Source organism: Mesorhizobium sp. IMUNJ 23033 (genome assembly GCF_044778005.1).
GTDB classification, from domain to species: domain Bacteria; phylum Pseudomonadota; class Alphaproteobacteria; order Rhizobiales; family Rhizobiaceae; genus Mesorhizobium; species Mesorhizobium amorphae_A.
Map to the genome: position 1 here is coordinate 18,597 of NZ_JBJACT010000042.1, position 25,197 is coordinate 43,793.

The 25,197-nt window shown below is 59.9% G+C and carries 21 protein-coding genes and 5 pseudogenes; 7 read left to right on the top strand and 19 right to left on the bottom strand.

The annotated features are described in order from the left end of the window. Positions 1 to 71: 71 nt before the first annotated feature. Positions 72 to 353: pseudogene (locus tag ACFX5Q_RS31225) on the bottom strand (iron-sulfur cluster assembly accessory protein); the annotation flags it as partial. A gap of 668 nt (positions 354 to 1,021) precedes the next feature. Between ACFX5Q_RS31225 and gmd the strand changes: the two are divergent. Together gmd and ACFX5Q_RS31235 are read left to right on the top strand one after the other, a co-directional pair. Next, positions 1,022 to 2,083 carry a GDP-mannose 4,6-dehydratase gene (gmd, locus tag ACFX5Q_RS31230; protein ID WP_404284048.1) on the top strand — a complete coding sequence of 354 codons (1,062 nt, stop codon included), beginning with the start codon at positions 1,022 to 1,024 and terminating at the stop codon, positions 2,081 to 2,083. A gap of 57 nt (positions 2,084 to 2,140) precedes the next feature. Further along, a pseudogene (locus tag ACFX5Q_RS31235) lies at positions 2,141 to 3,025 on the top strand (NAD-dependent epimerase/dehydratase family protein). 64 nt (positions 3,026 to 3,089) lie between these two features. Here the strand turns inward: ACFX5Q_RS31235 and ACFX5Q_RS31240 are convergent. Then, positions 3,090 to 3,179: pseudogene (locus ACFX5Q_RS31240) on the bottom strand (glucose-1-phosphate cytidylyltransferase); the annotation flags it as partial. Positions 3,180 to 3,210: 31 nt separating this feature from the next. Next, on the bottom strand, positions 3,211 to 4,998 hold the full coding sequence (locus ACFX5Q_RS31245; protein ID WP_404284049.1) for a hypothetical protein: 1,788 nt from the start codon (positions 4,996 to 4,998) through the stop codon (positions 3,211 to 3,213). Positions 4,999 to 5,173: 175 nt separating this feature from the next. On the opposite strand from ACFX5Q_RS31245, the pseudogene ACFX5Q_RS31250 reads away from it, so the two are divergent. The 4 genes and pseudogenes from ACFX5Q_RS31250 to ACFX5Q_RS31265 form a co-directional block, all read left to right on the top strand. Beyond that, positions 5,174 to 5,429: pseudogene (locus ACFX5Q_RS31250) on the top strand (hypothetical protein); the annotation flags it as partial. 607 nt (positions 5,430 to 6,036) lie between these two features. Further along, complete coding sequence (locus tag ACFX5Q_RS31255; RefSeq protein ID WP_404284075.1) at positions 6,037 to 7,104, top strand: glycosyltransferase family 2 protein; 1,068 nt, start codon at positions 6,037 to 6,039, stop codon at positions 7,102 to 7,104. Continuing rightward, positions 7,079 to 7,771 (top strand): class I SAM-dependent methyltransferase, encoded by a 693-nt coding sequence (locus tag ACFX5Q_RS31260; protein WP_404284051.1) that lies wholly within the window; start codon positions 7,079 to 7,081, stop codon positions 7,769 to 7,771. Before ACFX5Q_RS31255 ends, ACFX5Q_RS31260 begins: the two co-directional genes overlap by 26 nt. Positions 7,772 to 7,820: 49 nt before the next feature. Further along, complete coding sequence (locus ACFX5Q_RS31265; protein ID WP_404284053.1) at positions 7,821 to 8,198, top strand: GtrA family protein; 378 nt, start codon at positions 7,821 to 7,823, stop codon at positions 8,196 to 8,198. Positions 8,199 to 8,249: 51 nt separating this feature from the next. Here the strand turns inward: ACFX5Q_RS31265 and ACFX5Q_RS31270 are convergent, their stop codons facing one another. The 16 genes and pseudogenes from ACFX5Q_RS31270 to nifH form a co-directional block, all read right to left on the bottom strand. Continuing rightward, positions 8,250 to 8,834: a hypothetical protein gene (locus ACFX5Q_RS31270; RefSeq protein ID WP_404284055.1), complete on the bottom strand. Its 585-nt coding sequence runs from the start codon at positions 8,832 to 8,834 to the stop codon at positions 8,250 to 8,252. Positions 8,835 to 9,150: 316 nt separating this feature from the next. Further along, the gene (locus tag ACFX5Q_RS31275; RefSeq protein ID WP_404284056.1) at positions 9,151 to 10,164 is read right to left on the bottom strand and encodes a 1-aminocyclopropane-1-carboxylate deaminase; all 1,014 of its coding nucleotides are present in this window, start codon (positions 10,162 to 10,164) and stop codon (positions 9,151 to 9,153) included. A gap of 336 nt (positions 10,165 to 10,500) precedes the next feature. Then, on the bottom strand, positions 10,501 to 10,824 hold the full coding sequence (locus tag ACFX5Q_RS31280; protein ID WP_404284058.1) for an exopolysaccharide production repressor protein: 324 nt from the start codon (positions 10,822 to 10,824) through the stop codon (positions 10,501 to 10,503). A gap of 27 nt (positions 10,825 to 10,851) precedes the next feature. Continuing rightward, a complete protein-coding gene (gene fdxB, locus ACFX5Q_RS31285; protein ID WP_404284060.1) occupies positions 10,852 to 11,166 on the bottom strand; it encodes a ferredoxin III, nif-specific in 315 nt (104 codons plus the stop codon). Further along, on the bottom strand, positions 11,163 to 11,366 hold the full coding sequence (locus ACFX5Q_RS31290; protein ID WP_404284076.1) for a CCE_0567 family metalloprotein: 204 nt from the start codon (positions 11,364 to 11,366) through the stop codon (positions 11,163 to 11,165). Before ACFX5Q_RS31290 ends, fdxB begins: the two co-directional genes overlap by 4 nt. A 111-nt stretch (positions 11,367 to 11,477) precedes the next feature. Beyond that, positions 11,478 to 11,852 (bottom strand): annotated as a pseudogene (locus ACFX5Q_RS31295) (DUF269 domain-containing protein); the annotation flags it as partial. 332 nt (positions 11,853 to 12,184) lie between these two features. After that, positions 12,185 to 13,372 carry a TlpA disulfide reductase family protein gene (locus ACFX5Q_RS31300; RefSeq protein WP_404284062.1) on the bottom strand — a complete coding sequence of 396 codons (1,188 nt, stop codon included), beginning with the start codon at positions 13,370 to 13,372 and terminating at the stop codon, positions 12,185 to 12,187. Between the two features lie 1,357 nt (positions 13,373 to 14,729). Continuing rightward, entirely contained in the window at positions 14,730 to 15,617 is an 888-nt protein-coding gene (locus tag ACFX5Q_RS31305; RefSeq protein WP_404284064.1) for a universal stress protein, read from the bottom strand. Positions 15,618 to 15,722: 105 nt separating this feature from the next. Next, a complete protein-coding gene (locus tag ACFX5Q_RS31310) occupies positions 15,723 to 16,508 on the bottom strand; it encodes a response regulator transcription factor (protein WP_404284066.1) in 786 nt (261 codons plus the stop codon). Between the two features lie 24 nt (positions 16,509 to 16,532). Further along, entirely contained in the window at positions 16,533 to 17,015 is a 483-nt protein-coding gene (locus ACFX5Q_RS31315; RefSeq protein ID WP_404284067.1) for a NifX-associated nitrogen fixation protein, read from the bottom strand. An 18-nt stretch (positions 17,016 to 17,033) separates the two neighbouring features. Next, the gene (nifX, locus tag ACFX5Q_RS31320; protein ID WP_192178666.1) at positions 17,034 to 17,531 is read right to left on the bottom strand and encodes a nitrogen fixation protein NifX; all 498 of its coding nucleotides are present in this window, start codon (positions 17,529 to 17,531) and stop codon (positions 17,034 to 17,036) included. Further along, entirely contained in the window at positions 17,497 to 18,879 is a 1,383-nt protein-coding gene (gene nifN, locus ACFX5Q_RS31325) for a nitrogenase iron-molybdenum cofactor biosynthesis protein NifN (protein ID WP_404284069.1), read from the bottom strand. Before nifN ends, nifX begins: the two co-directional genes overlap by 35 nt. A 9-nt stretch (positions 18,880 to 18,888) precedes the next feature. Then, a complete protein-coding gene (gene nifE / locus ACFX5Q_RS31330) occupies positions 18,889 to 20,379 on the bottom strand; it encodes a nitrogenase iron-molybdenum cofactor biosynthesis protein NifE (RefSeq protein WP_404284071.1) in 1,491 nt (496 codons plus the stop codon). A 62-nt stretch (positions 20,380 to 20,441) separates the two neighbouring features. Beyond that, positions 20,442 to 21,983, bottom strand: a complete 1,542-nt coding sequence (nifK, locus tag ACFX5Q_RS31335) for a nitrogenase molybdenum-iron protein subunit beta (RefSeq protein WP_404284072.1) — start codon at positions 21,981 to 21,983, stop codon at positions 20,442 to 20,444. A gap of 132 nt (positions 21,984 to 22,115) precedes the next feature. After that, on the bottom strand, positions 22,116 to 23,618 hold the full coding sequence (gene nifD, locus ACFX5Q_RS31340) for a nitrogenase molybdenum-iron protein alpha chain (RefSeq protein WP_404284073.1): 1,503 nt from the start codon (positions 23,616 to 23,618) through the stop codon (positions 22,116 to 22,118). Between the two features lie 98 nt (positions 23,619 to 23,716). Then, positions 23,717 to 24,610: a nitrogenase iron protein gene (nifH, locus tag ACFX5Q_RS31345; protein ID WP_095494267.1), complete on the bottom strand. Its 894-nt coding sequence runs from the start codon at positions 24,608 to 24,610 to the stop codon at positions 23,717 to 23,719. A 229-nt stretch (positions 24,611 to 24,839) separates the two neighbouring features. Here nifH and ACFX5Q_RS31350 point away from each other — a divergent pair. After that, a partial coding sequence (locus tag ACFX5Q_RS31350; protein WP_404284074.1) for a hypothetical protein occupies positions 24,840 to 25,197 on the top strand: 358 nt, incomplete at its 3' end.

Sequence of the window (25,197 nt, forward strand, 5' to 3'; positions counted from 1 at the left end):
ATTGCCATTGGGCTTACGCTCCCCGCGGGCATTCTCGAGCCGCGGTCCCGGCCGGATTTGCGAGAGTCTATCCTCGCGTTCGGGTTGTCGAATGTGAAGCCCGAGGATTCCTGACCGATGACGAAATCGACGGTCATGAGGGCGACATGTGGGTTCGTTGGCGGGATCGACTTATGCCCTGATTCTGCCAACCCCGAGGAACGCGTCGCCGTCAGCAAGACGCTTTCCAGTCCATTAGGCATAATCCGACGCAGGCGCCCGCCTCGACCATCATGCGCCGGCCTTCGGCCGGCTTGGCGGCCAGCGAGAGCGGTCTTAAATGACGCGACGGCATTTTCGGGGAGCCTGATCATAGGACGACGTCTCGCTGATGCGTTCGAAAGGTCCCCCGCATGGAACGGGCCAGAAAGGAAATTATCATTAAAGCAATGGGTTAAAAGATTTGTGTTCCTGTCGGGTATCCGACATTGAGGGGGGAAAACCTTGCGCCGGCGGCCGGCTTGCACGTCGTTGTCCTTTTGCCGGTAGGCTAATAGTGCAGCTCCGCACCGGAAACTTCTCTTAGGAGGGCCAGCAACCCTATGGTTTACGGACTGTGGCGCGGAAAACGGCTCTTGCAATCTCCTTGCGGCGCGGATCTGCTGAGCTGATCTGCCTTCAAACGCTCTGAACTCTTCATCTTATCGATAAGAGTTCATCCATCCTGTGGATGCATTGTATCGAAACAATCGATTTTACGAACAATAGCGGACATGAAAAGACGCCGCTGCGGAAGGGCGACGCCCACAAGGAGGTTTCTCCCGTCGTGCCGAAGATGGAGGCGAAGTCCTCCTGGATCTGATGCCGACGGCACACGACACCCGATGTAATCCGCATGCCTTCTTAACATCACTCGAGGCCCAGATTCCAGCTAAGGTGGTCATACAGCGCTGATTGCACCGCGATTGCAGCGCGCAGTAAGTCGCTCGCGTGCGCCGCTGACTATTCCTGTCCAGACGTTTCATCCACGGAAATATTAGAAATGAGTTCACCTCGGCGTACAGCATTCATTACAGGCATCACCGGCCAGGACGGCGCGTTGCTTGCCGAACTGCTGCTTTCGAAGGGCTACATGGTGCATGGCCTGAAGCGGCGTGCCTCGCTGATCGGGAATACCAAGCGCATCGACCATCTCTATCAAGATCCTCATGAGGACCATCCCGACATGGTCCTGCATTACGGAGACATGACGGATGCGACAAACCTGATCCGTCTCCTGCAGGACACGCAGCCCGACGAAATCTACAATCTCGCTGCGCAAAGCCACGTGCAAGTCTCTTTCGAGACCCCCGAATATACGGCCAATGCCGACGCGCTCGGCACGCTGCGCCTGCTGGAAGCGATCCGCATCCTTCGCCTCGAAGACAAAACGCGGTTTTATCAGGCCTCCACATCCGAACTCTACGGTTTAGTCCAGGATACCCCGCAGAAGGAGACTACCCCGTTTTATCCACGCTCGCCATACGCGGTGGCGAAGCTCTACGCCTACTGGATCACGGTGAACTACCGTGAGGCATACGGACTCTACGCGAGCAACGGGATTCTGTTCAATCACGAAGGACCGACGCGCGGCGAGACATTCATCACGCGCAAGGTGACGCGTGCAGTAGCTGCGATTATGGCCGGCAAGCAGGACTGCCTTTATCTCGGAAACCTGGAGGCACAGCGCGACTGGGGCTCGGCGCGCGACTATGTCGAAGGCATGTGGCGCATCCTGCAGAACCACGAGCCTGACGATTTCGTGCTCGCAACTGGCGAGACGCATTCGGTCCGCAGCTTTGTCGAGGCTGCCTTCAGGCGAGTCGGGAAGGAGATCGTCTGGGAGGGCGAAGGCGTTGACGAGGTGGGCCGCGAACGCAGGAGCAACCAGGCACTGATCCGTATAGACAAGCGCTATTTCCGCCCGACCGAGGTTGACCTGCTGATCGGCGACGCCGCTAAGGCGGCCACCAAGCTTGGTTGGAAGCCAAAGACCACTTTCGATGAGCTCGTCTCGGAAATGGTCGAGGCCGATTGCCGCGCCTACGGAATCACGCTCGATTAACGTGAAGATAATGATTTCGCTGGAGGGCTAACGCGTCTGGTCGCCGGCCACCGCGGCATGGTTGGGGTCCGCAGTGGTGCGCTGGCTGTCCGGTTTGCCCGAGGTAAAGATCCTCACGGCGGACAATCGTGATCTCGACCTGACCGATCGTGCAGCGACGACCGCCTGGATCCGGGCACAACGTCCCGACCTGGTTTTCATGGCTGCCACCAGGGTCGGGGAATCCTTGGCAACAACGAACGTCCGGTCGACTTCCTCCAGGACAATCTCGCGAACGAGTTCCCTACGATCGCGGCCGCATTCGAGGCGGGCGTCGAGAAATTCATGCTGCTCGGCTCCTCCCGCATTTACCCCAAATTTGCGGCACAACCGATCCAGGAAAGCTCGCTGACGACCGCGCCGCTCGAGCCGACGAATCAGTGGTACGCGATCGCCAAGATCGCCGGAGTGATGCTGTGCGACGATTACAGTCAGCAGTTCGGGCGCAGCTTCATCTCGACCATGCCGACAAACCTGTACGGGCCGAATGACAATTTCGACCCGCTTGCGAGCCATGTGGTGCTGCTACGATTCAAAAGATCGTTGACGCACGGAACGCCGGGAGGAATCATGGTAGCGGGTCGCCGTTGCGCGAATTGATGCATGTCGACGACCTTGCCGACGCGCTCGTTTTTCTGATGAACCGCTATGATGAAGCCGATCAATGTCGGCAGCGGCCAGGAGATATCGGTTCTCGGCCTCCACCAGTTGGTGGCGGAACTGTCCAGATGGCAAGGAGAATTTGACTTGGATCGCTCCAAGCCCGACGGCACGCCGCGGAAGCTCATGGATTCGAGCCGCCTGACAGCACTTGGTCGGCGGCCGCGGATTGAATTACGCGACGGTCTCCGTCAGATGATGATCTACGGAAGCACCATTGCTGTTCAACATCCCTCGTTATGATCTGGTGAGCTGGTCGGTCAAAAGTTCTCGTCAGCTAACTTTCCGCACATCTAGTCTAAGTCTAGTGCGAGTAGATTTTGAGGATGTGCCACAGAATCGTCTTGCCGCCGATCTCGATCATGGGCTTGGGCCGAAGGTGGGGTTCCTCGGAGATTCGGGTTTCAAGGCGAGGATTACAGCTTTCATTATTGGCGCCATTTCTGGTTCTCCGGCCGTTGTCGCCTGGCTTCGCGGCAGGATTGCTCCGCCAGCGCGGCGGAGCGTACGGGCTTGAACAGAAATTGCCGACCATACCGATAATCCCCGTCAACGACGAAGGGGTCGAACGTAGCGGCGGTTGCGTAGTCCGCCTGCCCAGCTCCAAAGGAGGCCATAACACTGGCCTGGTCAAGATGATACCGGCCCTCTGGCTCGATCAGTACCCATGCCTTGGCCAGATCGGCGCAGTTCTCAAGTCCGAGGGTTTCCACCGCCACCGCACTACCGCCGGGAAACCATCCGCTCAGCCATGGAAGACCTAGCGCTCGCGTCTCGAGCACATACAGCAGGCTCGGCGAGCCGCCAGTGAGATCGACCACCGGGGTACCAATTTCAAGGCCGGCCGCACGAGCCTTGGCTCTGGCCGTGGCCAGATAGTGGTGGAGGGATTCCGCGATCACCAATTTTCCACCGCCCGGCATGGGCATGACAGCGGTATAAGAGCGCAGATCTTTCACCTGACGGAACGGGTTGAGGATGCTATCATTGATGACTGATGCAGTGAGCAACTGTGCCACCACCGTCAGGGGCAGTAGGGTGGCGAGGCTGCGTCCCTGTTGCGCAAGAGGGCTCAGGAAAGCAACGACCGCGAGCATCCAGAACAAGGCGACGAACTCACCAAGGGACCAGTAATTGAGGTTGGAGCCCAGTGCGAACACGTGCGGCAGGACCAAAAAGGTTAGCGCTAGAGCGATGCTGGTGGCAGGCCGGGTGCGCAGAACCAATCCCTTACGATAGGGCATCGCGCCCAGGCATGTGAAGGCCGGCACCAGGAATAGGGTTGAGGGCTGGATGCTGATTGGATCGATCCCCAGCAGCGCAATCGCTATTGTTACGATCAACACCGCAGCGAGAGCCAGCGATGGGAGCAACTTGTCCGTAGACCCCATGAGAATGCTGAGCAGAAGAGCTATCGCCAGTAACACAGCGATGGCGACTTGCGAGCAACTGGCGGCGAGCCAGTCGATCCGAAAGCTGCGAAACACCTCATGGCCGTCACCCAGCAGGATTTCCATCTCAGCGCTGCTAACCATACGGGTCACCAGCCCGGCGATGCCGCCGTCGATCAAGTAGGCGGTCATAATCAGTAGAGCGAGAGCGACCAGCGCCGCGCCGAGCATGGGCAGCAGCGACTTTCGGCGCAAAATGACGACATAGAGTATAACGACGAGGGCAATGGCCGCAGCGGTGGTCGGCTTGGCCATGAAACAGCACCAGCCGCCAATGCCGACCAGGATCCACCCCAAGACTTGGCGCATGCGCCCTGGCCGGTCGGCTAGTAGCAAGCCGATCATTATGATCAAGAGCGATTGAAAGGCCAGCTTGTAGTAGCTGGGGGTGAGCATCCCGGGGCGAAGGACGAGTGATGCCATGCTGGCGATCCCTGCCGATAGCACCGCCGCCTGCAGCCAGCCCACTGTCCAGAGGCGCCGGATCGCAAGGAAGCTAAGAATCCACCCCAGCGCCATGGTGAGCGTGACGTTCGCCATGCGAAGCACTGCAATATCGCCCCCCACCCACTGATACGGCCAGTGATAGACGAAGCCGAAAAGGGACGGCGGAATATTGATTGCGTAGGGGAATGGGTTCGCGATGAAGTTGAGGTAGAAACCTTCGTCTTCGAGACTGAGACCGTAACTGCTGTAGGATAACAGCCAAGCGAAAAGGATTGCTGTGGTTACGGCGGACAGAGCCAGCAAGGTCCGATCCAGCAAGACCGACAACGTCCTTCCGTTGGCAAAGTGGTTCTCTCTTGGCATAGGCCTTCCTGCCAGCCTCCTAGACGAGGCCCATTCCAATGGATGTCAGCGTCAAGGGCTTTTAACCGACCTGAACCCCGCCATCGCCTACAAGAATTGGTAGGCTCGCTCACCTCGTGGTCCGATCCCAATGTTTGGACCGCTCGTGGACGAAGGCCTCAAACTCTCGGACGCCCAAAAGGGCCTATTTCGAAGTAAGGCCATGATGGAGTCGGTTGCGGACATCTGCTGGAAGGCCGGGACCAGTCAGGCGACCTATTTCAATAGAAAGAAGAATTACGACGGATTGCTGCCGACGGAGATGCGTCGGTTGAAGCGGTTCGAGGAGGAAAGAGGAGAACGGTAAGCTGAAGAAACTGGTGAGTGACCTGCTCGACAGACGCGTAGCCAATCTCTCATAGAGACTGACGAGGCGGGATCGACCAAACCACGGCTGATCCTTGTCCGGTTTCTGACAACGGTACAACGCTGTCCGGTTCAAAACACGGGCCGCTGTCTGCGGCGTACAAACTTTTTCAAAGCGTATCAGAAGCTTAACGCGCGCGAACAGCCCTGGCACGACCGTTGCTATTGAGATGCAGCAACACTGAGTGAGGGCTGAGTGCACGCGCAAAACGAGTGATGCTCTCCTTCCCATGAAAACGGTGCGCCGCCGTTTCTGAGAGAGAAGCGAGCTCGCGCACGTAGTCGTTCAGCATTTGGTGATAGCATTGGAGAGCAACATGGCGCTGCGTGTAGAGTCCCTCGACGCTCCTCCGATCAAAGTGGAGAGCTGGCTGCGCGGCCAGCCCTTACGAGCTTCCACCCCGGGAACGAGCAGGCGCTCTCGAAACGTGCTGGGACGATCCTACCCGCCATCAGCGGCGGGATGCTCCTCTTGGCGGCTTGCTTCCTCGCCATCAAGAATGATCTTGGAGCCCGCGCCGGAAAATGCTGCGTCGGGCGCGCTCGCCTATGTGCGGGAGCATGGGCGGGCGTTTCATTTTCATTCGCATGCGAGACTCTGTGATCCAAAGCAGCAGGACGGGAGTTAACGTGTTGCCGCGCTACTCGCTGGTCCTCCCGATATACAATGAAGAACAAGTCCTGCCTCAGCTGATCGAACGGATCAGCACGCTGATCTGCCGGTTGGACGGAGATACGGAAGCCATCTTCGTCGATGACGGAAGCCTCGATGGAAGCGTCGAATACCTTCGGAAGGTGGTCGCTGCCGAGCCGCGCTTCCGGCTGATCGAGCTCTCCCGCAATTTCGGCCACCAGGTCGCGATCACGGCCGGCATGGACGCGGCTGAGGGTGATGCCGTCATCGTCATGGATACCGACCTGCAGGACCCGCCGGAGGTTGTTCTCGATCTAGTGGCGAAGTGGAAGGAAGGTTTCGAGATCGTCTACGCCCGCCGTGTCAAGCGTGAGGGCGAATCCTGGTTCAAGCGCATTACGGCGAGTCTCTTCTACCGTCTGCTGGAGAGGATGACGTCGGTCGACATCCCGCGCGACGTCGGCGATTTTCGCCTGGTCGGGCGCAAGGCGCTGGAAACCTTCAGGCACATGCCCGAACATGACTGCTTCGTCAGGGGCATGTTCGCCTGGATGGGGTTCAAGCAGACGGCAGTGCCTTTCGAACGCCCGGCGCGGACCCTTGGCCAGACCAAATACCCATTCTGGAAGATGATGCACCTTGCCGTTCACGGCATCATCAGCTTCTCGGAGAAACCGCTGCGCCTGGGGCTTTGGGGCGGATTGGCCATTTCCGCGCTTGCGGTAGTCTTTGGTGATTACGCCGTCTTCGCCTGGATTTTTGAATCCGGCGTCATTGCCGGCTGGACATCCACCGTGGTGATCGTGTCGCTCCTGTGTGGCATCAATCTCTTCATGACCGGCGTGGTCGGACTTTATGTCGGCAGCATCCACGCCGAGGTGAAACGCCGCCCCCTCTACGTGATCGATCGCCTCTCCGGCTTCGACGAGGCGATGAGTGCCGTCTCCGGCAAGAGCGGCGGATCGTATCGCAAACCCAGGAATGGAGACCCGGCCAATGTCCGAACTCTTCGACCGTTATAGATCCAGTTATGGCGAGGTGGTCGAAGGGTCGATCCGGTTTTCCGGACTCAGGCACGATTTCTTTCTGATCGCCAAGGCCGACCTGCTGCGGCGTCTCGTCGTCGAACGAGGACTTCGGCAGGGCGGTGCGAGTGTGCGGGCGCTGGATGTCGGCTGCGGCGTCGGATCGCTCCACCCTTATCTCGAAGGCGCGTTCGAGACCCTGGATGGTTGCGACGTCTCGGAAGAATCGATCCTGCGCGCCGGCCAGGACAATCCATGTGTGACCTACAGGGCCTGCACCACGCCGAGCCTGCCTTATGAGGATGACGCGTTCGATCTGGCTTTTGCCAGTTGCGTCGTCCATCACGTTCCGCCCGTCTCCTGGCTCGATTTCTTCCGGGAAATGCGGCGCGTCGTGCGGCCGGGCGGCGTCGCCTGCATCATCGAGCACAACCCTTATAATCCGCTGACGCGTCTTGCGGTGTTGCGTTGTCCGTTCGACCGGGACGCCGTCCTGCTCAACGCCGCCAAGGCAGCGTCCCTCTTTCGGGAGGCGGGCTTCAGCGATATCCGATCCGAGCACTTCCTGCTGCTGCCGTCGGCCAGGCCCTTCGCCAGGAAGATCGAGCGCCTGCTCGCTCCTCTGCCGCTTGGCGCCCAGTATGCGTGCAGCGCGCATGTCTGAGCGCCGTTCGACCGCGGGCACAGGGCTGAGGCTGCTGACGCGCTTCGGGTTGGTCGGCATCGCCGCGACGATCCTTTATGCTGTCCTGGCCATCGCCTTGGTCAAACGGATCGGCTTCACGCCCGTCCAGGCCTCGCTTGCGGCTTACGCCGCGGCCGCCGTGTTTTCCTATCTCGCTCACAAATCAGTGACCTTCGTGTCGGGCGGATCGCATCGATCTGAAGCTCCGCGTTTTCTTCTCTTGGCGGCGACAGGCTTGGCCGTCGCCTATGGGGCGCCGGCGCTGTTGACGGTGAAGCTGGGCCTGCCGCCCATCGTTCCCATTCTGGTTACCTGCTTGCTTGTCCCGGCGATCAATTTCTTCGTGCTCGACCGATGGGTTTTTGCCGAGCGAAGTCGTGATCAGCCCGGCGATCGCTCCGCGTAATGCGCCAGAGAGAACGATGTTCTAAGGGCGTCCAGCCGGAACGACACCAAATTAATGGAGCGTTTGTAGATGTTGCCGGCGGCCGGGCTGGGCGGAATCCCGTCGAGATAGTCGAAGGCAATTTCGAGTGCCTCCGCGTTCGCAAAGACCGCGTGTGGAATGACGAACGAGACTATCGTTGCCCGACAGTGTGACCTTATGCACCGGAACGCCGTGCACCGACATCACTACCCTCTGCGTGATCTGTGGCGGACGAATGACGGCGGCCATTTGTAGCGTTGCCTTAAGGCCGTTGCGAAGCGGCGGTATCTCCAAGCGAAGCCGCGAGGTCTCGCCCAGCGAATGGGTGCCGTCGGCTACCGGTCCCGACCAGCCACAAACTATCGTGCCGGCTGCCTGTTTGGCGCCGTCGGACCGGAAGGATACTGTCTGGCCAAGGGTGTAAGTGCCAACGGCATCGCGGTTGAGGCACGTTGTCGTCCGATCGATGTAATAGGCACGATAGTCGGCGTTGATATTCGGATTGAGAGCCAGCGCAAGGATGACGACTTCGGACACGGCCAGAACCGCGGCGAGCGCGTAGCCGCCAAACGAGACAGCACGTCCATAGGGGACCAGCGTGTCAGACCAGGGCAAGATAGCCTCCAATCCATGCCACCGTCATGAAATAACAGGCGCCCAAGAAGATTAGCAAAGCGGCGAGCGAAGTCAGTTTCGACGCCGACAACATGTAAGCGAACAAGCCGGCAGGCGAGATGAAGATAGCAACGAGGAGATCCGGTCGGTCCGAGGAGCCAACGTGAAAACGAAAGCGTTGAGCCGCCCTGTTCGCGATGCTGCTGCAACATTTGAATGACGGTCGCAAATACGATGAGGACCCGACAAGCCTCGTTGCTGAAACGCCAGCGCATCGCCGGCACGGCAGGACGGCGAGATCGTATTCTGTCGAGCGTTAGCCTTTGCGGAAGGTGTAACCATACCCGTTGATAGCCGGCGCGCCGCCGAGATGCGCGTAGAGGATCCTCGACCCCTCCGGAAACAAGCCTTTCTGGACGAGGTCGATCATCCCTTGCATCGATTTGCCCTCGTAGACGGGGTCGGTAATCATCCCCTCGAGCCGCGCGCACAGACGGATGGCATCCTTGGTTTCCTCGGACGGAATGCCATAACACGGGTATGCGTACTCCTCGAGCAGCACCACGTCATCCTCGACGAGTTCGGTTCCGAGATCGACGAGCTTCGCTGTATGTTGGGCAATGTTTAGCACCTGCGCCTTGGTTTTGGCCGGAGTGGCAGAGGCATCGATACCGATCACGTTGCGCTGTCGACCGTCCTTGGCGAATCCCACGAGCATGCCGGCATGCGTGGAGCCCGTGACCGTGCAAACGACAATGTAGTCGAAGGCAAGCCCAATCTGTTTCTCCTGGGCGCGGACCTCCTCAGCGAACCCCACATAGCCGAGGCCGCCGTTCGGGTGAACAGACGCTCCGGCTGGTATCGCATAGGGCCTGCCGCCCCTTGATTTGACCTCATCGAGCGCTTGTTCCCAACTGCGGCGGATTCCGATGTCAAAGCCCTCGTCGACCAGGCGCACCTCTGCTCCCATGATGCGGCTCAAAAGAATGTTGCCGACCCGGTCGTAGACGGCATCCTCATGTGGAACCCAGCTCTCCTGAACCAGGAGACATTTCATGCCGATCTTGGCGGCGACCGCGGCGACCATCCGCGTGTGGTTGGACTGCACGCCGCCGATAGAGACAAGCGTATCGGCATTTGACGCGATCGCGTCGGGGATGATGTATTCGAGCTTGCGGAGCTTGTTTCCGCCGAACGCGAGACCGGAGTTGCAGTCCTCGCGTTTGGCATAGATTTCCACCTTGCCTCCTAGATGTGTGCCGAGGCGGTCGAGCTTCTCGATGGGCGTGGGTCCAAAGGTGAGCGGATAGCGTTCGAATTTTTCCAGCATGTTCTCTCCTGCAACACGTGGTTGAGCTGAAATAGCTTGCACGGGTCATTCTAAAAGGCGTGTTTGATTTGAGGTCTAGCTGCATCCTCCGACGTTCCAGAAGAGGCCCACGCATTAGTTCCAGCGCCTTGTCATCGAGACCAAGCAACCCGCAGTCGGCGTGCTGCATAGACTACCAATGCGCATGGAACCGAAAATTGTATCTGCCGGATTAGAACGACCGGAATGCGGTCGTCCACCGACCATATCAAGCACAGTATTCCTTCTAAGTTCCGCTCAATGTTCATGGTTGATCCAAAGTGGTGTTAACCTGAGAACTGAGCTTGTCATGGCGCCTCAAGGCAGCAGCAGCGATATGGCCAGCATTTGATCGCGCTGGAGCACATCTGCGGATTCATTCGTCACCTCACCATGGTCTGGTGCCTGGGATCCAACTTCCTTGCAACTGCCGAAATGCTCAGCCATTTCGCCAGCTCTGTTAGCGAAGCCAGACCGCCAGATCAGAAAGAGCACGCTTGCGAAATAGGCCAACTGGAGGAGCAGCGAACAGGCCAGCGTCGTGACGACTGCTAGGCGGATGGAATGAGAAGCGAAGTAGACGGTCAGAGCGTTGCTGCACAGGACCGCCCCCAGGACGCGACAGAAGATTTTGAAGGGCAACGCCGTTCTCCTGGTTTGTCCGCCAGATCATGCAGCGACCTTGTCGGCCGCAACATGCGTCTGGCAGTTCTTCGGGCAGACGCGGGCGCAGGCTCCGCAGCCAATGCAGCGGCCGGCATGGTCGACGACCATGATCATGCGATTGAGCTCGCCGTCGAAGTCATCGTCTTCGCCGTCGCAGATACCGAGGATTTCACCCGCGTCATCGACGCCGTAAAGGTGCATGACCTCCCGCGAGCAGACCTTGAAACAGCGGCCGCAGCCGATGCAGGTCTTGCCGTCGATAGCGGTCAGATACTCCGGCATCCAATTCGAGCCGTCGCGGGTGATGAAAGTGCTCATCGTGAATTCTCCGACGCAGCGAGCTCTCTCTTGGCAGCGTCCCACTCGGCAAACACGTCGAACGTTTTCTCGGCGACCGCTTTGATCTCAGTCCAGTTGACCGGGAGATCCTCGGCAAGGTCGTGCAATTCCATCTTCGCGGTTCCCGCACGCGACTGGAGCTTGCGGACCTTCTTCTGCAACTCCTCAAGGCCAGACATGATCCCCTTCCTCGAACTGGTTTCATCACGCCGGCGCCACGTCGGGATAGGCCGCAAGCCTGCAGTCGCATCATCGACCAGTTTCGTACCGGCCTCCGCGAGTTTCCGGAACGTCTCGAAGCCGAACCGGTGGACGTCTCGACAGAACGACCAACCGCCGGACCGCGAAAAGCCTGCGCCCGAAGCCCTCATGGGTTTCACTGGCGATGTCATCAGGCCGGAGCGCTCCCCGATCGCAAGCCCCACGGCGGTGTAAAACATATCGAGCCTCCACAGCACGTCCGGATCGGGATCGCCGTTGATCGGGACCGCACGGCGCTGTTCCTTGGTGATGATGAAGTCGGCCAGCAGCTCGGCGTCGGATCTGCCTTCCCATGAGCCGTAGGAGTCCTGAGCACGGATCAGCCGCACGAGGCATTTGACGAACGGGGTGGCAAGGGCCGCCTCGTCCTCGGCGACAGCAGGGCCAGCCGGGGCGTCAGACATTTGGCCTTTTCCTCATCAGTCCTCTTCCTCGATGGACGATTTCTGTTTTCGGGGACGCCTGCTTCGGGCACATTTGCGCAGCCGATGTCCGGCTCGGGGCGGCCGATTCCACGCTGTCCCTGTGGCCGACCTTGAAGAGGTCCTCGACTGCGAGGTCTTCCACTGCGGTGCGAATTCGCGTCGAACATCACTTCTGCCGCGATGCGGCTGCAGGTTATCGCAAGATTCGAGTCTCGAACCCGCTGCAAAACATCCACCCTGTTCTGCATGGACCCTGCTTGCAGCGGCCACGCCAGAGAAATGGACGAATTGGCCAGTAGACATTCCAACCATCACTCCTTTTTCTGTTTTCTCCTCGGGTTTGTGTTTTTCCTCGTCCGGCCGCGCTCTGGCACCTTCGGGAAATTGTTTTGCGGAGCCGCACAGAGAGCGCCGACACAAACCTTCTCACCCTTGTAATTGGCCAGCGCCTGCAGCAATTCCGGCAGAAGGTGCTGTTTCAGTTCGTCCGCGACAGGCTCCCGACCGTCCAGCGACTTCAGGGCCAGCTCGATCAACTCGATCGCGCGATCTTTGTTGCCGCTCTCATGATAGTACCGAGCGACCGCCGGATAAGACCAGAACTTAGGGCTGTCGCCTTGCGGAGGATTCAGTGCCAGCATGTGGTCGGACAGCTCTTTGCCTATCGCGAAGCGCTCAGCAGACGGAAAGCGCGAATGGTCAAGGTTCGGATGGAAGAGTAGGTCTAGCGCCGCAATCATCCAATACTCGGAGTTTCTGTCGATCGCGTCGCGCGCGAATTGGCGCATGGTAGGCAAGCCGGTCCACATGTCGTGCATTCTGTGAAGCACCAGATGCGCATGAGCCTGGCGGAAATTAAGGTGGTCCGGCATCAAGGCGATGCCCTCTTCGATCGCCGAGAGCGCCGTCTTCCAATCCTCTTTCTCCACCGCCGCCCTAAATCTGTCATTGATCGGCTTCTTCAACGCTTGTTCGCGCGCTATGGATTCGCTTTCGGCGATCCGCCGCGTATCGGCGGTTTTCCCTTCATCGCTGGTGCGCCAGCTGCCGTTAAGCACTTTCGGCAAAACCTCATCGAGCTCCGTCGGATGACCGATAAAGGCGATGTGGCCGTCTCGGTCGACCACGAATGAGGTCGGAATCCCGACAGAAAAGCTGGGTTCCATCCAAAGCTTGTTCATTTCGCCTGTGTGGTCGAACGCGATCCGATAGTTCAGATTCGAGCACTTTTCGCTCAACCATGCATCCAACTTGGTTCGGGCCTCATCGGCCGTCGGAGCCTGTTCATCAGCCGCGACGCCGATGACCTCAAGTCCGCTGTCCTTGTATTGCTCCTGCAACTGCACCAGATGGGGCATCGCCGCCAAACATGGTCCGCACCAGGTTGCCCAAAATTCGACGATGTACACTTTGCCGGGCTGGAAATTCGTGAGGGGCTCGCCAAGCAGCCAGTCCTCCACTTTGATCGAAGGAGCCGGGGACTCCATCCGCAATACCATGTTGCACTCCAAAGCTATTGCCAAAGGTTGCGCGACCTTATGCGCGAGCTTGTTTGCCCCTTAGAGAGGGGCACACGGGTTCAAGGAAAGGAGAGCATCGCTCGTCTCGCGCGTCTGCATGCAGTCAGCCCTCAGTCCGTGTTGCCGCATCTCAATTCGCAAAGGCCGTGCCAGCGCGCTCTACGCGTGGTAAGCGCATGATTGGACTTTGAAAAACCTCCACCTGCCAAGTTGGGCCGGTTGTATTGAACCCGACATGTTTTCTCTCTCTGTCAGGTTCTGGACATGCATCACGCGCCTCCCATCGCCAAAAAAAGCCTGGCCACGGACGCCTGAACATGTATTCGGGCTGAGGGACGAGCAGATAGACATTATGACTGCAATACCGCCTGGCTCGTCACCATCGTCCGCTTCTCGCCACCTGGCTTGAGCTTCTTGCCGTTCTGGTCCGTCAGGCGGTAGAGGATCTCACCATTTGCGATTGCGAGGGGCCGCTCCATCCGAGGCCTGTGCCCTGCCCTCTTCCGCCCTGCGATTGAATTTTGGTGGCGACATAGGAGTTCTTCGACGAACCCGGGTCAGCTGCGGCTCGCGAATGCCGCCATCGTCAGATTGACGATGATGACGCAAAGGCCAGGAAGAGTGCCGGCATCTGCCGCCCGGGGAACTCTCCGCGCTTCCTGCTTTGTGTCGTTATCTTTCTGTGTCCCCTGGACTCAGGCGCTACGGGACCGCCTGGTGCGAATGTGAGCGTTGTCGGATTGACCAGCCAAAGACCGCCCGCCCGGTCGCCACGCGGCTCGGGCCGGACCGACTGAACACGCTGAGGATGCGGCCGTCCTTTGCCGCTAACCGCCTACAGACCCAGGAAATGGCAACCTGATTGACCCCATCGATTCACGCCCACTACGGCCAAGAGCACGACCGTCCCGACTCGACGTTGCGGGCCCCGGCCACGCCACGGGTCATCGCGTTGTTCACCACCCAGCTGCAGTGAGCAAGAGATCTGGTCGCGCGCATGCGAATGTCGCTACGGGTCCGAACTCGACCTGCCGGGCTGAAACGACTCTCCTTCTCGATCTGACGCCGACCTGCGAAGCCGTGGCATTGAGTGCATTGAGGTGCGCTGTACCTCTGCGCGGCCGGCCTCCGCGTTGCGGATCATCTCGGGCCGAGCGGAACCCCCGACAGCGCGCTAGAGAGGTCCGGGATGATCTCGGCGAGGGCGCGCGCCGATTGGCTGCGAGGAGCTTCGCGAAATTTCGCGCGTTTGCTGCGACCTTTCTCCCAATTGGTATCAGGATAGGTGACCCAGGAGAGTAGCGCTTCGAACAGCTCGGTGCTCCCCTAGAACCAGTCAGCGAGCCAAAAACAGCGGCAATGGCGGTTTCCCAACTATCCATCTCGTGACACCGCCGAAGAGCCGCTCACGCAGCCGGCGGCTGCCATACGCGCCCATGACGATCATGTCTGCGGACGTGTCGATTGCGTGCTGCGCGAGCACCGTTGCCACCGGTTTACCGGCGCTCGGCAGCCGATCAACCGACACCTGAGCACCGTGCCGAGTAAGATAGGCAGCGATGTCAGCTCCCGGCTCGGCGCCGTTTCCGTTGCAGGTCGCCTTCGGATCGACCAGTGTGACACGAACTTCCTCAGCATCGCATAGCAGATCCAGCGCTTCCCGAACCGCGCGGGACGCCTCGACTCGCGAATCCCAGCCGACCAGCACGCGCCGCGGCGACAGTGTCGCCTCAGCGCCCTTTGGTACGACAAGCACCGGCTTTCCCGTGTCGAACAAGCTGCCGTTGATAACAAGAGGTCCGAGATTATTGTCGTTGAGAAGTGCGGGGCCGACGATTGTCAGGTCGTTGCAGTGCGCCCGCTGTCGCACCGCGTCGCCGACGTCTGCCTCATCGCAGTAGTCTGTATCGACGTCAGAGCAAAGCCACATGCCTCTCAGCAGTGTCTGAATTTCCCTGGATGTTTTTTCCAGACGGGCAATGTCCTCCGAAAATCTCTCGATCTGCCTAAACCGTTTGTCCAGCCCGGCAATAGCCTGCGCGCGTTGTCCAGGCCACTGGGGGATGCCATCGCCTAGCGACGGAGACGGCATAACGAGCGGCGGAGGCGACATAATCAATACGGAAAGATACGCGCCGATCTCGGCACACAAGCCGGCAACTGTTTTGACGTCCTTATCGGAGTGGTGAGAACCCGTGACACAGAGTATGCTTTTAAAACCCATCTGACTGCTTCTTTCTAAGTATGTCGCACCTGTAGGCGCGTTTCGAAGCCGCAAGAGTTGTGCCACTCCTCATCTCCGTCGTGCTCAGGGCCACCGGTTCGCTATTTAGCCGTCCGGCTTATCGAGCGAGTAGCCGGCCGACCTGACGGTGCGAATGACGCTGCCGGGCGAGGCCGTCTTCAGTGCCTTTCTGATCCGGCTGATATGGACGTCGACGGTACGTGGTCCGATATGGATATTGTCCGGCCAGGCCGCGGCGATCAGCTCGTCTCGGCTGAAGACCTTGCCGGGAGCCTCAAGAAAATGCCGCAGCATGTTGAACTCGATCGGTCCCAGATGGATGTCGTGGCCATTGCCGCGAACCCGGTGTGCATCGAGCCTCATTTCAAGGCTGCCGCAGCGGAGCCAGCCGCCGTCTGCGATCCCGTTTGAACCCGGCTTCGGCAGCGCCAGCTTCGTCCTTAGGCAGTCAAGCAGCTTGGCCGGCGCGATCGGCCGCACAAAGCTCTCGTCGATGCCTGCCTTCAAAAGATCGAGGTGCTGGTTCTCGGCGCCGGGCGCGATCAGGGCGATAACGGGCAGGCCACCGGTCCGCGGCTCCCGCTTGAGCCGGGCGCAGATTGCGGACCCGGTTATCCTTGCTGGCCCACAGTCCAGCACCACGGCCTGGAATTCCCGTTCGTCGGTCAATGAAAGCGCTTCCTTCGCGCCGCCTGCCGGCTCACTGGCGAAGCCGTCCACCTCCAGTATGTGGCTGAGGAACAGATAGAACTCGACATCTTGCGAACAGATGAGGACGAGTGGCTTCATCAGCGCTACCCCAAGAACCGCATCCGCCTGGACCGGGTCGGCTGCGTGGGCTGGCCCTTGCAGCTCCTCAAGGCCTGACATGATCCCCTTGCTCGAAAATCGGTTTCATTGCGCCCGTGCCATGTCGGGGTAGGCTTCGATGGCCGCGAGCGCATCGGCGACCAGTTTCGTACCGGCCTCCGCGAGTTTCCGGTACGTCTCGAAGCCGAACCGGTGGACATCGCGCAGGGTCTTCGACAGAACCACCAACCGCCCGGACGTGAACAGCACCCGCCCGAAGCCCTCATGGCTCATCTCCATCATCGGCGATGCCATGAGGCCGGAGCGCTCCTCGATCGCAAGCCCGACGGCGGTGTAATACATATCGAGCCTCCACAGCACGTCCGGATCGGGATCGCCGATGATCGGGATCGCACGGCGCTGTTCTTTGGTGATGATGAAGTCGGCCAGCAGCTCGGCGTCAGCTTTGCCTTCCCAGGACCCGTAGGAATCCTGAGCACGGATCAGCCGCACGAGGCATTTGACGAACGGGGTGGCAAGGGCCGCCTCGTCCTCGGCGATAGCAGGGCTAGCTGCGGCATCTGACATTTAGCCGTCTCCTCAATTTCAGTCCTCGTCGTCGAAGGACGGTTTCTTTTCGGCGACGCCTGCCTCTGCCAGCACTTTGCGCAGCCAGGGCGGAGGACACGTCCTGAGCATCATCTGCGTACGCAACAGCACCTCCTGGATGGTTTGGGGCTGCGGCACCTTGATCGGGTGGATTTTTGCCGAAACAACCTTGGCCGCCGAGGGTCCGCCGATCGCCAGACAAAACAGGAGATGGCAGCCCTTTAGCGCCTCCACCTTCGGCGTGATGCGGTCATCGCCCTCGATCCGATGCTTCCCGTTCTCATCGGAAACGTCATCGAAGGCCAAGGCTTCCACGAGATGCCACTCCTCGCGCGTCACGTCGTAGACAGCAAAGCGTCTGGCCGAGCCGAAATGGGCATTGAGGTCCTTCATGTCCTGCGTGGCGATGGCTACGCGCAATACGCCTGCTCGTCTTTCCGGCATCGGTGCGTGAACCTCGTCAGTGACGAGTGAGAGGCGACGAACGGGGCCCATCTGGCGTTTCTCGCTTGCGGAGGGGATCAAGTTCTTCAGGTGTCGGCGCCTGCCGGTAAGCCTGAAAAATGTTGGCAACCTCGAAGACCAGGTCGCGGGTGCCCTGATAGAGGATTGTGAGCTTGTGCTGGCTGCCAAGCCGGTCGAAGATCGGGAAGCCGACGCGCATGAGCGGAATGCCAAGGCGCTCAGCCGCCTGGCGGCCGTGGGAATGAGTGACGAGAAGATCGGCGCTCGCCGCAAGAGCTTCCAGATCGCCGAGATCACCGATCTGAACCGACTCCGCCGGTACTTTTTCCAGAATTTTCGACATATCGGTCGTGGTGACGGCCGCCGCGATTTCGGAGCCCATGCCGGTGAAGAACGTCGCGAATTGGTAGAGTTGGTCTGGTTCAGCAGCAATCGCAATTTTCTTGCCTCCGAAATGAAAATGTCCGTCGAGCAACGCATCCTGCAATTGCGCCCGGCGACGGCGCACCCCGGCCGGCACCGACGCACCCGAAATCTCGGACAGCAGCGAGACGAACCTATCGGCGCTCTTCAATCCGGTCAGCGACCGGAAAAGCACGTAAGGCACGCCGGTCAACCTCCACAGCACCTCGGCCGGACGGCGCATATGCTCGCCGATGACGATGCATCGTTCGGCCGTGCCAAGCTCGCGGATATCCTCGACGCTAGTGCCGCCATAGGTGGTCGTAACCCAGCGGTCAGGCACCGTACCGTCCAGCGAGCCGGAGACGTCCGGCAGTATCACCGGCTCGAGCCCAAAGCTTTCAACCATCTCACGCAAATGCTCGATGTCAGCCACAGTGAGGTTCCAGCCGGGCAGGATCGCGATCTTCTTCGACTGCCGCACCCGCTCGCCGGGCCGTGTAATGCCTTCGATCATCGCGGTGACAGCCTTGGCCCAGCCCTCTTCGATCGCGCCGTCGAAATCCGGCGTGTTGGCCAGCACGACCTCCGTACCCGCGATTTCTTCCGCGCGCTTCAGTTTGATGTCGGCGATGTCTCTTGCGCAATCTTCGCCACGGGTTTCCACCAGTGCGGTCGTGCAGACCCCGATCAGCTTTGGCTTTGTGCGGACCTTGAGGTTGAGGATCGCCTCTTCCAGATTGTCCGCCCCGCCGAGGATCGTCGTCACTTCGTCCATCGCGGTGGTCTGCAGGGGGATCGCTTCCTTGAAATGCCGCACGAAGAGCACGAGCGCGAAGCTGGTGCAGCCCTGGCTGCCGTGGAACAGAGGCATCGCACCCTCGACCCCAAGAAAGGCCAAGGCCGCACCCAGCGGCTGCGAGGATTTCAGCGGATTGACCGCCGCTGATTTGGTCTGGGAAAGGATGCGGACCATCGGCTTTTCTCAACACTCGCCGAATTCGTCGGCCGTCGTTCCGGCGAATTTCTTCAAAGCGTGCACGGTCGCCGTCTCGCTCATTGTGCTCGGCAGTTCGTCCTTCATGTCAGGCTGGCAATCCCACGGTGCGGGCTCCCGCACCTGGCGCCAGATCGGGTTGTGAATGGCAAGGTCGATTTGGCGTACGAGTTCCACCATGCCGTCATAGCCGGCATAGGGGTGCTGGCGCTCCTGGTTGATGTCGAGCCAGGGTGTCTTGGCCTTCAGCGCGATGAATTGCGTGCGCCCGCCCGACAGCATGATGTCGGCCTTGTGTTCTGAGAGCATGGCGTAAAGGTCGCGCGCTCCCATCTGCTCGAACATGTGGTTGTCGTCCTTGAGGAGCTGCTTGATGCGCTCCTTGTCTTCGACTGTGGATTTCTTGACCGAGGTGCCGACGATCTCCATGCCGATCTCCATCAGCGCATGGAGGACCGACCAGGACTTCACACCGCCTGTATTGAGAAGCACGCGCTTGCCTTCAAGCCGCCGCCGGTAGGACTCGAGCTTCCTCCACGCAATCGCCTCTTCCTCTATGATCAGCGTCTGTGTGCGGGCGAGGATCTCCGGATCGGCGCCCTTCCTCACGAGCAGCTCTGCAATGTTGCGCAGTGCTTCCGAGGTGTCGGTGATGCCGTAGAAGGAGCCTTCGAAGAACGGGATGTCCCAGCGCTCCTCCATCTTGCGAGCCAGATTGATGAGCGCGGTCGAGCACACCATCATAGCCGCCCGGGCGCGGTGCGCAGAGGCAACGTCGAGGTAGCGCGCATCGCCCGGAATGCAGGCGCGCACCCGGATCCCGAGCCGATCAAGGAGCGGCTTCACCAGCCAGAACTCGCCGGAAAGATTGAATTCGCCAAGGATGTTGATGTCGTACGGCCCGGCGTCGTCGGGTTCCACCGTGCCGATGACATGATCGAGCAACGCCTCGCCGGCGAGCTTGTTGCCGAGGTTCTTGGAGCCGGCCAAGCCCGGCGCATTGACCGGCACCACGGCCAAGCCGAATTTTTCCCCCGCGCGCTTGCAGACGGCTTCGATGTCGTCGCCGATCAGCGCCGTCACGCAGGTCGAATAGACGAAGATCGCTGGCGGCGCATATGCTTCCTTGATCTCGCGGATCGCCTTGAAAAGCTTCCGCTCGCCCTGCCCCATCACCACGTCGAGTTCGGTGAGATCGGTCGTGAAGCTTGTGCGCCACAGCGTTGCCCCGGACGAAGCGGCGCCCCGGTTGTCCCAGGAATTGCCCTCGCAGGCGAGCGGCGCATGGACCAGGTGCGCGACGTCGGTGATCGGCTGCAGCACGATCTTGGCGCCATCAAAGGCGCAGCCGCCGGCCGCCGCCCCCGGCGTCAGCGGCTTCGAACAGCCCTCTTTGCGCGCCTTGGCATCCTTGCCGCGGTTCTTATCGCAGGCGGGCTCGTTGAAGACATCCTGGATTTTGGCACTGAGCGAGGACATTACGTCGGTCTCCAAAGACCATTGGGGGACGGATGGCGTCGGCGAAAAGCCGGCCGCCGCTGTTAGCGGGTGAGGTCATAAGAATAGTCCGTCACGCCCGTCTCGCTTGTCTCGCGATCGAGCTTGTCGAAGATCTTGTCGAGGATCGTCGTCAGCACGCGCAGCCCGCCTTGGTAGCCCATGAGCGCAAAGCGATGGTGATGGTGCCGGTCGAAGATCGGAAACATCAGCCGGATCAGCGGCGTGCCGGTGTCGCGCTCCAGATACTTGCCATAGGAATTGCCGATCAGCAGGTCCACCGGCTCGGTGAAGAGCAGCGAGCGCATCGCCCAGAGGTCCTTGCCCGCCCAGACTTGAGCGTCCTTGCCGAAGGGCGAGGATGCAAGCAGTTCCTTCAACTCGGCTTCCCACGCCGAGGTGCCGTTGGTTGCGAGGCAATGGGTCGGCTCGCCGCCGGTCTCCAAGACGAAGCGGGCCATGGCGTAGACGAAGTCCGGATCGCCGTAGATCGCGTATTTCTTGCCATGCAGCCAGGACTGGCTGTCGGCCATGGCGTCAATCAGTCGGCCGCGCTCCAGGCGGATTGTCTCGGGGATTTCCTTGCCGGAGATTGCCGAGAGCTCCATCAGGAACTCGTCGGTCGCCCGGACGCCCAGCGGGTAATGGAACGAGGCGGTCGCCTGACCGACTTGCTCGCAATATTCCAGCGTTTTTCGGGTGTTGTAATACTGCAGCGAAAGTGTCGCCTCGGCGTTGAGCGCCTCCTTCACGTCTTCGATCTTCGTGCCGCCATCGTACATGCGGTATTCCCCGTCCGACGGCGTGTCGAACTGGTCAGAGGCGTCCTGGATGAAGGTGTAGGATACGCCCATCAGATCGAGCAGGCGTTTGAGTTCCCGGTTGTTGCCAACGCAGAAGCCGTCGAAGCCCGGAATTATGTTGATGGTTCCCTCGGCCTCCGTGCGCTCCTGGCCTTTCCAGAAGTGCTCCAAAATGCCTTTGACCATGCCGTCATAGCCATCGACATGGCTGCCGACGAAGGCCGGCGTGTGAGCAAAGGGCACGTCGAAGTCGCGCGGGACGGAATTTTCGTCCTTGGCGTTCTCGATGAAGCTGTGCAGGTCGTCGCCAATGACCTCCGCCATACAAGTGGTCGACACAGCGATCATCTTCGGGTCGTAGAGTTGGTAGGTGTTGGCGAGCCCATCGACCATGTTCTTCAGGCCACCAAATACCGCCGCATCCTCGGTCATCGAGGAGGAAACCGCCGAAGCAGGCTCCTTGAAATGGCGCGACAGGTGCGAGCGGTAATAGGCCACGCAGCCCTGGCTGCCGTGGACGAAGGACATGGTTCGCTCGAAGCCCGCGGCCGCGAATACCGCGCCGAGCGGCTGGCAGGCCTTGGCGGGGTTCACGACAAGCGCTTCGCGGGCGAGGTTCTTTTCGCGGTATTGCCACGTCTTGGTGAATTCGCGTTGATCGGTAACGATCTGATCCGGGTGCGGACATTCGAAATTCAGCTTCTTCTCGGAAAGCATCTGCCTGTATTCCGGCTCACGGAACAGGGGGGCGTGGTCGAGAACTTTGTCAGCCGACTGCGGCATGGGTGGTTACCTCTTTCATCTGGGCGCGCCATACGGCAGCTCAGGGACGTCGAGACGTTTCAGGTCTCCCGCGGATCACGCGGCCGCGGGCGTTCGTCGTCTCCCTGGGGAGACTAGGCTAAGGTCAGGTGTTTACTCGGCAGCCATCGCTCGCCCACGGCTCGGGCTTGTTTTCCAGGGGGCCTGGTATAGGCCCCAGACCGGGTTGTTGATGGCAAGGTCCACGTCGCGGGCGAAAATGGCAAAGCCGTCATAGCCGTGATACGGTCCTGAATAATCCCAGGAGTGCATCTGACGGAACGGTATGCCCATCTTCTGCACCGGGTATTTTTCCTTGATGCCCGAGCCGACGAGATTAGGGCGAACCCCCTCGATGAACTTCTCCAACTCGTAACCGGTCACGTCATCATAGATCAGCGTGCCGTTCTTCACGTAGTGGCCGGTTCTCTGATAGTCGTCGTTGTGGGCGAACTCATAGCCGGTGCCGACGATCACCATACCGAGGTCCTCGTAGGCGGTGATGACGTGACGGGGGCGTAGGCCGCCGACATAGAGCATCACGGTATTGCCTTCGAGGCGCGGCCGGTATTTGGCAATGACCGCATCAACGAGCGGTCTGTACTTGGCGATGACCTTCTCAGTCTTCTCCTCGATTTCGGGCCCAAAATGCTTGGCTATCTTGCGCAGAGAGGCTTCGATCTGGGAGGGGCCGAAGAAATTGTACTCCATCCAGGCGACGCCATACTTTTCCTCCATGTGCCGGCAGATGTAGTTCATCGACCTATAGCAATGGATGAGATTGAGCTTGGCCTTCGGCGCGCGCTCTATCTCGGCGAGTGTCGCGTCGCCCGACCAGTTGCCGACCACGCGCAGCCCTATCTCCTCGAGCAGGATGCGCGAGGCCCAGGCGTCGCCGCCGATATTGTAGTCACCGATCACGTTGACGTCGTACGGGCCGGCCTCGAACTCGACGTCCTTCTTCTCGAAGACCCAGTCGCGGATCGAGTCGTTGGCGATGTGATGGCCGAGCGATTGCGAGACGCCGCGGAAGCCCTCGCAGCGCACCGGCACGATCGTCTTTCCGTGCTCCTTGGCCTTGTTACGGGATACGGCTTCGGTGTCGTCGCCAATCAGGCCGATCGGGCATTCGGATTGCACGGTGATGCCATTGTTGAGGGGAAACAGTCCCTCAATCTCGTCGATGATCTGTTCCAGCTTCTTGTCGCCGCCGAAAACAATGTCCTTCTCCTGGAAATCGGAGGTGAACTGCATTGTCCCGAACGTGTCGATGCCCGTCGTGCCGACGTAGTAGTTGCGGCGTTGCGACCAGGAATATTGTCCGCAGCCGACCGGGCCGTGCGAGATATGGACCATATCCTTGACCGGACCCCACACCACGCCCTTTGAGCCGGCATAGGCGCAGCCGCGAATCGTCATCACGCCCGGAATGGACTTGATGTTCGATTTGACGTCGCATTCGGAAAGGACCTCGCCTTCCTCGCCAGCCTCGTCCTCGCTCTTTGCGACGCTGAGGTGCTTTTTGCGGCGCTTCGCCGCTTTGTCGGGATATTGCGACAGCACCTCCTCGATAAGCTTCGCATGGAGAGCACCGTCATTCTCGTAATCCAGGCTCATGGGACCCCTTTCAAGGTTCGGGTGACGCCTCACCGACGAGGCGCCGTTTTTTGAAAGGCGGGCCAGGTCAAGGCCGCGCCTCATGTCGGCAGCGCTCGTTACTGTGCGGCCGCCTTCGCCGCTTCCTTGGCCTGAAGCTCGGCAAGCATCTGCTCGTCGGTCTTCATGATGCCGAAGTCGAGCAGCATGTCCTCAAGCTCCTCCATGGTGATCGGGGTCGGGATGGTGCCCTGGCCCGAATTGGCATGGATCTTCTCGGCCAGCGCCCGGTATTCCCCCGCCTGCTTGGAGTCCGGCGCATACTGGATCACAGACATCTTCCTGAGTTCGGCGTGCTGGACGATGTTGTCGCGAGGCACGAAATGGATGAGCTTGGAATTGAGCCTGGAAGCCAGTGCTTCGGCGAGGTCGAGCTCGCGGTCGGTTTGACGCTCGTTGCAAATCAGGCCGCCGAGCCGCACGCCGCCCGAATGGGCATATTTCAGGATGCCCTTGGCGATGTTGTTGGCGGCATAGAGCGCCATCATCTCGCCGGACATGACAATGTAGATTTCCTGGGCCTTGCCCTCGCGGATCGGCATCGCGAAGCCGCCGCACACCACGTCCCCGAGGACATCGTAGGAGACATAGTCGACATCGTCATAGGCGCCGTTCTCCTCGAGGAAGTTGATCGAGGTGATGACGCCGCGGCCGGCGCAGCCGACACCCGGCTCGGGGCCGCCGGATTCCACGCACTTGATGCCTTTATAGCCGACCTTGAGCACGTCCTGGAGTTCGAGGTCTTCGACCGAACCTTCCTGTGCCGCGAGGTGCAGGACCGTATCCTGCGCTTTCGAGTTCAGGATCAGGCGGGTGGAGTCGGCTTTGGGATCGCAGCCGACGATGAGGATCCTCTGCCCGAGGTCGACAAGGGCGGCGAGCGTATTTTGGGAGGTGGTGGACTTGCCGATGCCGCCCTTGCCGTAAAAGGCGATCTGACGCAGACCTGACATGTAGCTTTCCTTCCTTCGTTCAATCCATCGCGGCTGCCCGCGACATGAATGCCGGTCGGCAGCTCTCGCCGCCTCGCACCAAAGGGTTTCAAGACTCGTGCCAATTGGCTTGATCGGGACAGAAGAAAGATTTTGTTATTGCTTTTCAGCTATTTAGCTTGATGACAAACAAGTGATTGTCGGAACAAGCCCGTGTAGCGGACGCGACAAAGGCGACAGAAAGTGTCGGATGACGCTGCTCGAGACCCGCTACAGGTTGAGCTCGGCGTCCGGAGCAGTTTTGGGCAACGAGTTAAGGCTACTTTCGTCGAGAGACCTGCTGCAGAGACTTCGGTCCATGCGTAACTGTGTATCGCTCCAGGCTGCTATTGATCCCGCGCGGCTCCGCGGCCGCAATATGGACACACAAGGCAATGACGAACGTAGTCCTGCTGCGTATGCGGTTCCAGACCCCGCATCAGGCGCTGTCACATTGTTTGAAGCGTGGACGCGCGGAAGCCCACAGCTGTTTTCAGGCAATCTGCAACGCCGCGGCCTTCCATTCTGCCATGGCATTGAGGCGGTGAGTTCGGATCTGCGTGGCGGAC